Source organism: Microbacterium sp. CGR1, assembly GCF_001266755.1.
Lineage (GTDB): Bacteria > Actinomycetota > Actinomycetes > Actinomycetales > Microbacteriaceae > Microbacterium.
Genome location: NZ_CP012299.1, coordinates 1,090,825 through 1,102,903 on the forward strand (window position 1 = coordinate 1,090,825; position 12,079 = coordinate 1,102,903).

10 protein-coding genes are annotated in these 12,079 nt (G+C 68.0%); 8 read left to right on the forward strand and 2 right to left on the reverse strand.

The window, feature by feature from the left end:
• Positions 1 to 101 precede the first annotated feature (101 nt).
• Together AKG07_RS05235 and AKG07_RS05240 are read left to right on the forward strand one after the other, a co-directional pair.
• Positions 102 to 1,205, forward strand: a complete 1,104-nt coding sequence (locus tag AKG07_RS05235) for a COX15/CtaA family protein (protein ID WP_053096459.1) — start codon at positions 102 to 104, stop codon at positions 1,203 to 1,205.
• A 72-nt stretch (positions 1,206 to 1,277) separates the two neighbouring features.
• Complete coding sequence (locus AKG07_RS05240) at positions 1,278 to 1,721, forward strand: hypothetical protein (protein WP_150115077.1); 444 nt, start codon at positions 1,278 to 1,280, stop codon at positions 1,719 to 1,721.
• Here the strand turns inward: AKG07_RS05240 and AKG07_RS05245 are convergent.
• Positions 1,667 to 2,572, reverse strand: coding sequence for a heme o synthase (locus AKG07_RS05245; protein ID WP_053099149.1), 906 nt, complete (start codon positions 2,570 to 2,572; stop codon positions 1,667 to 1,669). The genes AKG07_RS05240 and AKG07_RS05245 overlap by 55 nt on opposite strands.
• Before the next feature lie 366 nt (positions 2,573 to 2,938).
• On the opposite strand from AKG07_RS05245, the gene tkt reads away from it, so the two are divergent.
• The 6 genes from tkt to pgl are packed head-to-tail and all read left to right on the forward strand — an operon-like array spanning position 2,939 to position 11,038.
• The gene (gene tkt, locus AKG07_RS05250) at positions 2,939 to 5,035 is read left to right on the forward strand and encodes a transketolase (RefSeq protein WP_053099150.1); all 2,097 of its coding nucleotides are present in this window, start codon (positions 2,939 to 2,941) and stop codon (positions 5,033 to 5,035) included.
• Positions 5,032 to 6,144 carry a transaldolase gene (tal, locus tag AKG07_RS05255; protein WP_053096462.1) on the forward strand — a complete coding sequence of 371 codons (1,113 nt, stop codon included), beginning with the start codon at positions 5,032 to 5,034 and terminating at the stop codon, positions 6,142 to 6,144. The genes tkt and tal overlap by 4 nt, the downstream gene beginning before the upstream one ends.
• Entirely contained in the window at positions 6,141 to 7,748 is a 1,608-nt protein-coding gene (locus AKG07_RS05260; RefSeq protein ID WP_053096464.1) for a glucose-6-phosphate isomerase, read from the forward strand. The genes tal and AKG07_RS05260 overlap by 4 nt, the downstream gene beginning before the upstream one ends.
• Before the next feature lie 22 nt (positions 7,749 to 7,770).
• A complete protein-coding gene (gene zwf, locus AKG07_RS05265; RefSeq protein ID WP_053096466.1) occupies positions 7,771 to 9,321 on the forward strand; it encodes a glucose-6-phosphate dehydrogenase in 1,551 nt (516 codons plus the stop codon).
• Positions 9,318 to 10,253, forward strand: a complete 936-nt coding sequence (locus AKG07_RS05270; RefSeq protein ID WP_053096468.1) for a glucose-6-phosphate dehydrogenase assembly protein OpcA — start codon at positions 9,318 to 9,320, stop codon at positions 10,251 to 10,253. The genes zwf and AKG07_RS05270 overlap by 4 nt, the downstream gene beginning before the upstream one ends.
• Complete coding sequence (gene pgl / locus AKG07_RS05275) at positions 10,253 to 11,038, forward strand: 6-phosphogluconolactonase (RefSeq protein WP_171821921.1); 786 nt, start codon at positions 10,253 to 10,255, stop codon at positions 11,036 to 11,038. The genes AKG07_RS05270 and pgl overlap by 1 nt, the downstream gene beginning before the upstream one ends.
• 12 nt (positions 11,039 to 11,050) lie before the next feature.
• Here pgl and AKG07_RS05280 read toward each other — a convergent pair whose 3' ends face one another.
• The gene (locus tag AKG07_RS05280) at positions 11,051 to 12,034 is read right to left on the reverse strand and encodes a DMT family transporter (RefSeq protein ID WP_053096472.1); all 984 of its coding nucleotides are present in this window, start codon (positions 12,032 to 12,034) and stop codon (positions 11,051 to 11,053) included.
• Between the last annotated feature and the right edge of the window lie 45 nt (positions 12,035 to 12,079).

The window sequence follows — 12,079 nt, forward strand, 5'->3', positions numbered from 1 at the left end:
GATGCTTCAGCGCGGTCAGCGCTCATCACAACAATCCGATTCTACAGGTTCCGCCTGAAGACAGGGCCGCTCGCCGTGTCCGGCGCGGTTCGGAGAGACTTATGCCCGAGACGACGATCTCCTCCCCCACGAACGCGGCAGCGTCGACGCATGCGATCCTCTGGGGGCGAGCGCTTCGCGTCTTCGCCTGGCTCTCATTCCTCGCGCAGACCATCATCATCGGCACCGGCGGCGCCGTGCGGCTGACCGGATCAGGCCTCGGATGCTCCGAGTGGCCGCTCTGCACGCCGGAGTCGCTCGTCCCGATCTATGCCGATCAGGGAATCCACGGCATCATCGAGTTCGGCAACCGCGTCATGACGGGTGTGGTCGGCGTCATCGCCCTCGCCGTCCTGCTGCTCGTGCTGGCGCGCACCGGGGGGAAGGCCACGGTGTTCTCGGCCCTCCGCTTCGCCGCCGCCGGAATCCTGGCGGCCGGGGTCGTGTTCTTCATCTTCACGCTCGTCGACCTCCCCGCCACGCCCTTCGCGATGGCGGCTCTGCTCGTGACGGTCATCGCCGCCACGGTCAGATCGGTCAGGGTGACGACCGAAAGGCGGGATCTCGTCATCCTCGCCTGGGTCGTGCTGATCGGCGTCGTCGCGCAGGCTCTTGTGGGCGGCATCACGGTGCTCACGGGACTGAACCCCTTCATCGTCGGATTCCACTACGTGTCGTCCCTCCTCCTTGTGTGCGTGACCGCGGCCTTCCTGGTCAGGCTCTACGCCGCGCCCGGACCGCGTGAGCGCGCGGTGCCGACCTGGTTCGCGGCACTGAGCCACATCACCGGTCTCGCCCTCGCCGTGACGATCCTGTTCGGCGTGCTGACCACCGGTTCCGGGCCGCACTCCGGCGACGCGGCCGTCGAGCGCCAGGGATTCGACGCCACGGTGCTCGCCCACGTGCACTCCTGGCCGGGATACATCCTCGCCGCGCTCGTCGTCACCTTGACGATCGCCGCGTGGGTCCTGCACCTACGACCGCGCAGATGGCTGCTCGTGCTCGTGCTGGCGATCCTGGTGCAGGTCGGCGTGGGCGTGTGGCAGGCGCGCGAAGGCCTCCCGCCGGTGCTCGTGGGCATCCACATGGTGCTCGCCTCGCTGTCGGCGGCTGCGTACACCGTGGTGGTGCTGAACCTGAAGAAGCCGGCCGCTGCGGAGGCTTGACCCCGGCTGCGCACAGGGGATGCACAGCCCGGGCATCAGCGGCTCATCAGTTCGTCGTGCACCGTTGCGGACATGAACAAGTCATTGACACGCAGCATCGGCTTCTGGCTCCTCCTCGTGCTCTCGCTCGCTTCAGCGGGAGTGGGCGGGTGGCTGATCGCCGGCCAGGTCGGCACCATGACGAGCACTCTGCTCGACGGCACGGCGACCGGCATCGAGATCTACGTGGGGCAGTCGCTCGTCGTCGTCGGAGCCGCGCTTCTGGGCGCCGGCGTCATCGGCGTGCTGATCGCCGTCGGTCTGAGTGCGGTGCAGGCGCTCCTGCCTTCTCCTGCACCCGCAGTCGTCGGGCCGATCGATGGGACGAACGAGTCAGCTGAGGCCGATGAGGCCGACCCCATCGACTCCGAGATCCCCGCGACAGCGGCGGACGACGAGCTGGTCGGCGACGCCGAGCAGGATCAGAACGGCAGCAGCGGGTCGACCGCGACGGCCACGAAGATCAGCGTCAGATAAGTGATCGAGGCGTGGAAGACTCGCATCGGCCGCGCCTCGTTGCCTCGCACCGCCTGGTTGTACAGGCGGTGCGACTCATAGATGAACCAGCCGCCGAACACCGCGGCGGAGACGCCGTAGACGAGGCCCATGTTCGCGATCGGGATCAGCAGCAGCGAGCAGGCGACGGTCGCCCAGGCATAGAGGATGACCTGGAGGCCGACCTGTGAGGCGTTGCGGGTGACACCGAGCATGGGCACGTCGACGTCGTCGTAGTCGTCCTTGTACTTCATCGACAGCGGCCAGTAATGCGGCGGCGTCCAGAGGAAGATGAGCGCGAACAGGATGAACGCGGGCCAGTCGAGCGAGCCGGTGACGGCAGCCCAGCCGATGAGCACCGGGAAGCACCCGGCGATGCCGCCCCAGATGATGTTCTGCTCGGTGCGTCGCTTGAGGATCATCGTGTAGATGACGACGTAGAAGAAGATGGCGGATGCCGACAGCGTGGCCGCCAGCCAGTTCGTGGTGAACCACAGCCATACGGTCGAGACGACGGCGAGCGTCCAGGAGAAGATCAGCGCGCCTCGCGGGCTGATCTCGCCGGTCACCAGCGGACGGTTCTCCGTGCGATGCATGTGGGCATCGATGTCGCGGTCGAGGTACATGTTGAACGCCGCAGCCGAGCCGGCGCTCAGCGAGCCGCCGATCACGGTGGCCAGCACCAGCCACATGTCGGGGAGACCGCCCTGAGCGAGGAACATCACCGGGACGGTCGACACCAGCAGCAGTTCGAGGACGCGCGGCTTGGTGAGGGCGACGTACGCCTTCACGGTGCGACCGATGGACTTCTTCACAACGGTCTGATCAGACATCGTCGAGATCTCGATCGCCTCCTCCACACGCGTCACGACAGCGTTTCCCAGTCTAGGGCACGCCGGGCGCAGGGCTCGCCCGCCCCGATGATCAGCGCTCCACCGACCCTCGCATTCGGGCTCCCGGGACGCGACGGGATCGCGTTCCAGGACTCCTGATCCGCAGTTCCGCCGCTCATCGCAAGCCTCGACGAAGGCATGGAATTACTGGACGGGCGGAGCGTTGTAAAGGGGGGTAACGAGTCGAACCTCGGCGCTATGCTGAAATGACTCGCGCGTCCGGCGCACATCACAAACCCCTCCGTATCGTTGCGGACTGCGATCGTGCAATCCGGCGCTCTCGAACAGTTGCAGAAGGGCTTCACAGTGTCGGAATTGCAGTGGGATGAGATCGACCGACGCGCGGTGGACACCGCGCGTCTTCTGGCTGCGGATGCCGTGGAGAAGGTCGGCAACGGCCACCCCGGCACCGCGATGAGCCTGGCTCCGGCCGCGTATCTCCTCTATCAGCGGGTGCTTCGTCACGACCCGACCGACACCGACTGGCTGGGTCGTGACCGTTTCATCCTCTCGGTCGGACACTCCTCTCTCACCCAGTACGTGCAGCTCTACCTCGGCGGCTTCGGCCTCGAGCTCGACGACCTCAAGGCACTGCGCACGTGGGGTTCCCTCACCCCGGGCCACCCCGAATACGGTCACACCAAGGGCGTCGAGATCACCACCGGCCCGCTGGGACAGGGACTCGCTTCCGCCGTCGGCTTCGCCTACGCCGCCCGCTACGAGCGCGGCCTGTTCGACCCCGAGGCAGAGGCGGGCACCAGCCCGTTCGATCACTTCGTCTACGTGATCGCCGGTGACGGCGACCTCCAGGAAGGCGTCACCAGCGAGGCCTCCTCGCTCGCGGGCCACCAGGAGCTCGGCAACCTCATCGCGATCTACGACTCCAACCAGATCTCGATCGAGGACGACACGAACGTCGCCTTCACCGAAGACGTCGCCAAGCGCTACGAGGCCTACGGCTGGCAGGTCCAGGTCGTCGACTGGAAGAAGACCGGCGAGTACGTCGAGGACGTCGCCGAGCTCAACGCGGCGATCGAGGCCGCGAAGGGCGAGACCTCGAAGCCGTCGCTCATCATCCTGAAGACGATCATCGGCTGGCCCTCGCCCGGCAAGCAGAACTCCGGCAAGATCCACGGCTCCGCGCTCGGTGGCGACGAGCTCGCCGCAACGAAGAAGGTCCTGGGCTTCGACCCCGAAGAGCACTTCGCCATCGCCGACGACGTCATCGCCCACACCCGCGCACTCGCGGATCGCGCCGCGGAGACCCGCGCCGAGTGGCAGAAGTCGTTCGACGCGTGGGCCGCGGCCAACCCTGAGCGCAAGGCGCTGCTCGACCGCCTCGAGGCGAAGCAGCTGCCAGCCGACATCACCTCGGCGCTCCCCGTCTTCGAAGGCGGCAAGGACGTCTCGACGCGTGCGGCCTCCGGTCAGGTCATCAACGCCCTCGCCGCCGAGCTCCCCGAGCTCTGGGGCGGATCGGCCGACCTCGCCGAGTCGAACCTCACCACGATCAAGGACTCGAAGTCCTTCATCCCCGCCGAGTGGTCGACCCACGAGTGGTCGGGCGACCCCTACGGCCGCGTGCTGCACTTCGGCATCCGCGAGCACGCCATGGGCGCCATCGTCAACGGCATCGTGCTGCACGGCCCGACGCGCGCCTTCGGCGGCACCTTCCTCATCTTCAGCGACTACATGCGCCCGCCGGTGCGTCTGGCCGCGCTGATGAACGTCCCCAGCATCTTCGTCTGGACCCACGACTCCGTCGCCCTCGGAGAAGACGGCCCGACGCACCAGCCCGTCGAGCAGATCGCGACGCTCCGCGCCATCCCGAACTTCACCCTGGTGCGTCCGGCTGACGCCAACGAGACCTCGGCCGCCTGGCTCGAGATCCTCCGACGCCACGAGGGCCCCACCGGCATCGCGCTGACCCGTCAGAACATCCCGGTGTTCGAGCGCGGCCAGGGTGCAGCCGACGGCGACCTCTTCGCCTCGACAGACGGTGTCTCGAAGGGTGCATATGTGCTCGCCGAGGCGCCGAACGGCACCCCCGACGTGATCATCATCGCGACCGGGTCCGAGGTCCAGCTGGCGGTCGACACCCGGGCGGCCCTGGCCGAAGAGGGCGTCAACGTCCGCGTCGTGTCGGCTCCCTCGCTCGAGTGGTTCGACGAGCAGGACGAGGCATACCGCGAGTCGGTCCTGCCGAAGGCCGTCACCGCCCGCGTCTCGGTCGAGGCCGGCTCCGTCCTCAGCTGGCGCGGCATCGTGGGCGACCGCGGCCGTTCGGTCGGCATCGACCACTTCGGCGCCTCCGCCGACTACAAGACCCTGTTCCAGAAGTTCGGCATCACCACCGAGGCCGTCATCGCGGCCGCACGCGAGACCATCAAGGAGAACGCATGAGCACCCCCACCGCAGACCTCGCAGCAGCCGGTGTCAGCATCTGGCTCGACGACCTGTCCCGCACCCGCATCTCGTCCGGCAACCTCGCCGAGCTGATCGAGTCGCGCAACGTGGTCGGCGTGACCACCAACCCGACGATCTTCGCGAACGCGATCACCGACAAGAACAACACCTCGTACGACGCTCAGGTCACCGAGCTCGCAGCGTCGGGCGCCACGGCGGAAGAGGCCGTGTTCGCCGCGACCACGCAGGACGTCGCCGCCGCTCTCGACGTCTTCCGCCCCGTGTGGGAGAAGTCGGGCCACGTCGACGGCCGCGTCTCCATCGAGGTCTCCCCCGACCTCGCGCATGACACCGAGGGCACCGTCGCACAGGCCAAGCAGCTGTGGGCAAAGGTCGACCGTCCGAACCTGCTCGTGAAGATCCCCGCGACGAAGGCGGGCCTGCCTGCCATCACCGAGGCGATCGCATCGGGCATCAGCGTCAACGTCACCCTGATCTTCAGCCTCGAGCGCTACGCCGAGGTCATCGACGCCTACCTCACCGGTCTCGAGCGCGCGCACAGCGCCGACTTCGATCTGTCGAGCATCCACTCCGTGGCCTCGTTCTTCGTGTCGCGCGTCGACACCGAGACCGACAAGCGCCTCTCGGCGATCGGAACCGACGAGGCCGAGGCGCTCAAGAGCAAGGCGGGCCTCGCGAACGCGCGTCTCGCCTATGAGCTCTACGAGCAGAAGTTCGCCGAGAAGCGTGCGCAGGACCTCATCAAGCTGGGCGCCAACCCGCAGCGTCCGCTGTGGGCGTCGACCGGCGTCAAGGACCCGGCCCTGCCCGACACGCTCTACGTCACCGAGCTCGTGGCAAAGGACGTCGTCAACACGATGCCGGAGAAGACGCTCGAGGCCACCTTCGACCACGGCGTCGTCACCGGCGACACGATCACGGGCGGCTACGACGAGGCTCGCGCCGTGTTCGCCGGTCTCGCCGACCTCGGCATCGACTTCACCGACGTCACCCAGGTGCTCGAGGACGAGGGCGTCGCCAAGTTCATCGACTCCTGGCACGATCTGCTGACGCAGGTGGCTGAGGGCCTCGAGGCGCAGCGATGACGTTTGCGATCCACGCCTCGGGCGCGGCTCGGGTCGCGATCGACGAGACGGTTCCCGCTCTCGTCCACGACCTGGTCGCCTCGCGGGTGACCGGCGGTGACGCAGCCCTGTGGGGTCCCGCCGCCGAGTCCGAGGCGTCGATCCGCCTGGGCTGGGTCGAGGCGGTATCCGTCTCGCGCCCCCTCGTCGCCGAGATCGTCGCCCTCCGCGCCGATCTGCACGCGAAGGGTGTGAATCGGGTGGTGCTCGCCGGCATGGGCGGGTCATCGCTCGCCCCCGAGGTGATCGCCCAGACCGCCGGTGTCCCGCTGACGATTCTCGACTCGACCGCGCCGAGCCAGGTGCTCGCCGCGCTCGACGAGGGCCTGGAGAACACCGTGCTGGTCGTCTCCTCGAAGTCCGGCTCGACCGTCGAGACCGACTCGCAGCGTCGCACTTTCGAGGCCGCGTTCCGCGACGTGGGCATCGACCCGCTCGAGCGCATCATCGTCGTGACCGACCCGGGCTCGCCGCTCGACGTCTCCGCTCGTGAAGCCGGCTACCGCGTGTTCAACGCCGACCCGCACGTCGGCGGACGGTACTCGGCCCTCACCGCCTTCGGCCTCGTACCGTCGGGGCTCGCGGGCGCTGACATCGCCGAGCTCCTCGACGAGGCCGAGGCCTCGCTCCTCGAGGTCGCCATCGACTCGGCCGACAACCCGGCACTCCGGCTGGCCGCGGCGATCTCCGCCACCACGCCGCGACGCGACAAGCTCGGTCTCATCACCGACGGCACGCACATCAACGGGCTCCCCGACTGGATCGAGCAGCTCATCGCGGAGTCCACCGGCAAGGACGGCACCGGCATCCTTCCCGTCGTCCTGCTGCCCGTGTCGCCGGAGCTCGACTCCCGACCCGCCGATCTCCAGATCGTGCGGCTCGTCGACGACGCGAACGAGTTCCACCTGCGCGAACGTCACGAGGGCGAGATCCTCGTCAGCGGTTCGCTGGGTGCGCAGCTCATCGTGTGGGAGTACGCGACCGCCATCGCCGGGTATCTGCTCGGCATCAACCCGTTCGACCAGCCCGACGTCGAGTCGGCGAAGGTCGCCGCCCGTGGACTGCTGGATGCACGTCCCGCTCCGACGACACCGGCGTTCGTCGAGAACGGCGTCGAGGTCCGCGTCTCCGACCCCGCTCTCGCGGTGTCGGGAACCGTCGAGGGCGTGCTCGACGCGCTGTGGGCTGTGCTGCCGGAAGACGGCTACGTGTCGATCCAGGCATACGTCAACAGGCTCGACGTCCCGCAGCTGCAGGGTCTCCGCGAGCTCGTCGCCGCCGACTCCGGTCGGCCGACGACGTTCGGATGGGGACCCCGGTTCCTGCACTCCACCGGCCAGTACCACAAGGGCGGGCCGGCGCAGGGCGTGTTCCTGCAGATCCTGGAGCGCACGGATGTCGACCTCGAGATCCCCGAGCGCCCGTTCACGTTCGGACAGCTCATCGAGGCACAGGCCGCCGGCGATGCCGGTGTCCTCGCCGAGCACGGCCGTCCGGTCGTCTCCCTGACGATCACCGATTCGTCGGCCGACGTCCTCACCCTCTTCGAAGCCGCACAGAAGTAACAGCCAGGAGAATCCCCCACCGATGTCTGTTCCCATCTCGCGCGGGCACAACCCGCTGCGTGACCCCGATGATCGCCGCCTCAACCGGATCGCCGGGCCCAGCGCCCTCGTGATCTTCGGTGTGACCGGAGATCTGTCACGCAAGAAGCTCATGCCCGCCGTCTACGATCTCGCCAACCGCGGACTCCTGCCTCCCGGATTCGCTCTCGTGGGCTTCGCCCGTCGAGACTGGGAGGACCAGGACTTCGCCCAGGTCGTGTACGACGCCGTGAAGCAGCATGCACGCACGCCCTTCCGCGAAGAGACGTGGGCGCAGCTGCTGCAGGGCATCCGCTTCGTCTCGGGCGAGTTCGACAACCCCGAGTCCTTCCGCAAGCTGCGCGACACGGTCGATCAGCTCGACGTCGAACGCGGCACGATGGGCAACCACGCGTTCTACCTGTCGATCCCGCCGAAGGATTTCCCCCTCGTCGCGAAGCAGCTCAAGGACTCCGGCCTCGTCGGAGCGAATGACGACGACGATGAGCGCTGGCGACGTGTCGTGATCGAGAAGCCGTTCGGCCACGACCTCGAGTCGGCGCGCGAACTCAATGCCGCCCTCGAGGTGGCGTTCTCCGCCGACTCGATCTTCCGCATCGACCACTACCTCGGCAAGGAGACGGTCCAGAACATCCTGGCCCTGCGCTTCGCGAACGAGCTGTACGAACCGATCTGGAACCGCAACTACGTCGACCACGTGCAGATCACGATGGCCGAGGACATCGGCGTCGGTGGCCGTGCGGGCTACTACGACGGCGTCGGTGCGGCGCGCGATGTCATCCAGAACCACCTGCTGCAGCTGCTCGCGCTCACCGCCATGGAAGAGCCGATCAGCCTGTCCGCCGAGCACCTGCGTGCCGAGAAGGAGAAGGTTCTCGCTGCGGTCCACGTGCCGGAGGATCTCTCGCTCGCGACCGCCCGCGGGCAGTACGCGGGCGGCTGGCAGGGTGGCGAGCAGGTGACCGGATTCCTCGACGAGGACGGGATGAACCCCGAGTCCGCGACCGAGACCTATGCCGCGATCAAGCTGGAGATCGACACCCGACGCTGGTCCGGCGTCCCGTTCTACCTTCGCACCGGGAAGCGTCTGGGGCGTCGTGTGACCGAGGTCGCCGTCGTGTTCAAGAAGGCACCGGAGCACCTCTTCGGCCGCTCGAACACGGCAGAGCTCGGCCAGAACGCGCTCGTCATCCGCGTCCAGCCCGATGAGGGCGTCACGATCCGCTTCGGATCGAAGGTGCCCGGAAACGGCACCAACGTGCGCGATGTCACCATGGACTTCGGTTATGGCCACGCGTTCACCGAGGCGAGCCCTGAGGCGTACGAACGTCTGATCCTCGACGTGCTCCTGGGCGACCCGCCGCTGTTCCCGCGCCATGAGGAGGTCGAGCTCTCCTGGAAGATCCTCGACCCCGTGGAGAAGTACTGGGCAGCCGAGGGCGGCCCGGTCGACCAGTACGCACCCGGTTCGTGGGGTCCGGCATCCGCCGACGACCTCCTTGCCCGTGATGGACGAGTGTGGAGACGCCCATGATCATCGACCTTCCCGACACGACCGTCAGCCAGGTCGCCAAGCAGCTCGTCAAGGTGCGCGAAGAGGGCGGCGCCGTCGCACTCGGCCGTGTGCTCACGCTGATCATCTCTGCACGCAACGGCGTCGCAGAGGCAGCGATCGACGCGGCAAACGACGCGTCCCGCGAGCACCCCATGCGTGTCATCGTTCTCACCACGGGTGAGGGCGAGTCGCGTCTCGACGCTCAGATCCGCGTCGGCGGTGACGCCGGCGCCTCCGAGGTCGTCGTCCTCCGGGCCTACGGAGACGCCGCCAGCAACGAGGAGAGCCTGGTCACAGGTCTGCTCCTGCCCGACGCCCCCGTCGTCGCCTGGTGGCCCGAAGAGGCGCCGACATCGCCGGCCTCGTCTCCCCTCGGCAAGATCGCGCAGCGCCGCATCACGGATGCCGCGACCGCACCCGATGTTCGCGACCGCCTGGGACTGCTCGGCGAGACCCACGCGCCCGGCGACACCGACCTCGCGTGGACCCGTCTCACGCACTGGCGCGAGCAGCTCGCCGCCGTGCTCGATCAGCCGCCGTTCGAAGAGGTCACCGCTGTCGAGGTGCGCGGTGGATCGGCCTCGCCGTCGACCGCGCTGCTCGCCGCGTGGCTGCAGATGGCCCTCGACGTCCCGGTGACCTGGTCGTACGAAGACCCCGAGCACTGGCAGGAGGGCATCAAGTCGGTGCGTCTGCACCGCTCGTCGGGCGACATCCTGCTCGAGCGGCCCACGCCCGGCGTGGCCGTGCTCACGCAGCCCGACCAGCCCGACCACGACCTGCACCTGCCGCGCCGCACGCTGCGGGAGTGCCTCGCCGAGGAGCTGCGTCGCCTCGACCCCGACGTCCTGTACGGTCGAGTGATCACCGAGGGCTGGGAGAAACTGGGTCCGCCCCAGACAGGAGAATGATGTCGACGAAGACAGCGCCCGCAGAGAAGCGGGTCGTGGTCGAAGCCACGCCCGCAGCACTTGCCGCGAGCGTGGCCGACAGATTCCTGACGCGCCTTCGTGCGCGCACGCGCAACGGCCGCGTCGCCCACATCGCCCTCACCGGCGGTTCGATGGGCGGTGCGGTTCTGCGTGCGACGCGCGACGACCCCAGGTCGGGTCAGATCGACTGGTCGCTGGTTCACTTCTGGTGGGGCGATGAGCGGTTCGTCGCTCGCGACGACGCCGATCGCAATGCGGTGCAGTCGCGTGAGGCCCTGCTCGACCACATTCCCGTCCCCGCCGAGAACATCCACGAGGTCGCTGCTGCGGACGAGGGGCTGGCCCTCGACGAGGCGGCTTCGGCGTACGCGGCGGATCTCGCGCGCTACGGGACCGACGAGCACCCGTGGCCGTCGTTCGCGGTCTGCTTCCTCGGCGTGGGGCCCGACGGCCACATCGCCTCACTCTTCCCCGATCGCCCCGAGGTCACCGTGACGGACGCCGCCGCGCTGCCGGTTCGCGACTCTCCCAAGCCTCCGCCGGAGCGTGTCACGCTGACGCGCCCGGTGCTCAACGCGTCGAAGCGTGTCTGGCTGGTCCTCACCGGCGCGGACAAGGCGTCGGCGCTCGGACTCGCCCTCGCGGGCGCGAGCTACACCAACGTTCCGGCCGCGGGCGCCAAGGGCCGCAAGCGCACCGTCTTCTTCGTCGACGAGGCCGCTGCGTCGGAGGTCTCTCCCGACCTCATCGACCCGGCGTACTGAAGTCCAGAGAACTCAGGCCTCGGGGTCTTTTGTCGCGTCGTCACTGCCGCGCGTGATCCCGAGGTCCTGGCTGTCGCTCAGCACCTGCGGGTGATACCGCGCGAGGTTGACGACGCCCCAGATCGCGATGGCACCGGCCACGGCGAAGATCACGAGAACCCACGGCGGTGACGCCGCGGCCTCTCCGAGCACGACCATGCCGATGAGCACGGCGACCATGGGGTCGACGACCGTCAGTCCGGCGATGACAAGATCCGGCGGCCCCGAGCTGTAGGCGGACTGGACGAAGTACGCTCCGACGGCGCCGGCCGCGATCAGCGCGATGACGCACACGAGGGTGATCCACTCGAAGTTGCCGGCGCTGATCCGGCTGATGACGGCTTTGGCGAGAGTGGCGACGAAACCGTAGAGGATGCCGGCGCCGATGACGTAGAACAGAGCGCGCATGCGGTGGCGGAGCACCAGCCAGCAGGCGCCGAGCACGATGATGACGACCAGCAGGATCGCCAGGATCGTGAAGAGCTCGGTGTCGGTGATCTCCTTCTCCGTGGCGTAGATCGCCGCGAAGAAGACGAACAGGAAGATGCCGCCCACACAGCAGACGATCGCGATGATCGACTTCCTGGTCGGCGAATGACCCGAGATCCGCGCGTTGAGCAGCGTGGTGATGACAAGCGCGATGGCGCCGAGCGGCTGCACCACCATCAGTGGCGCTTGAGAGAGCGCCGCGAGCTGACACACGATCGCCAGGCCGAGCATCAGCGTTCCGGCTATCCAGGAGGGCCGGGTGAGCAGGCCCTTCATCTGGCTCATGCTCAGACCGCTGGCTCCGTCGGATCCGCTGAGCCGCTCCACCTTCTCGACGCCACGATGCTGATACTGCGCGCCGAGAGACATGAAGACGGCACCCGCAAGCGCGAGGGGGATGCCGAGGAGCAGTTTCGGGTTCTGGAAGACACCGACCAGCTGCTCGGTGACGTCTTCCGCCCCAGTCATCCATACGGAGATGCTCACCCTTCGACCCTACCCGGCGATGTGCGC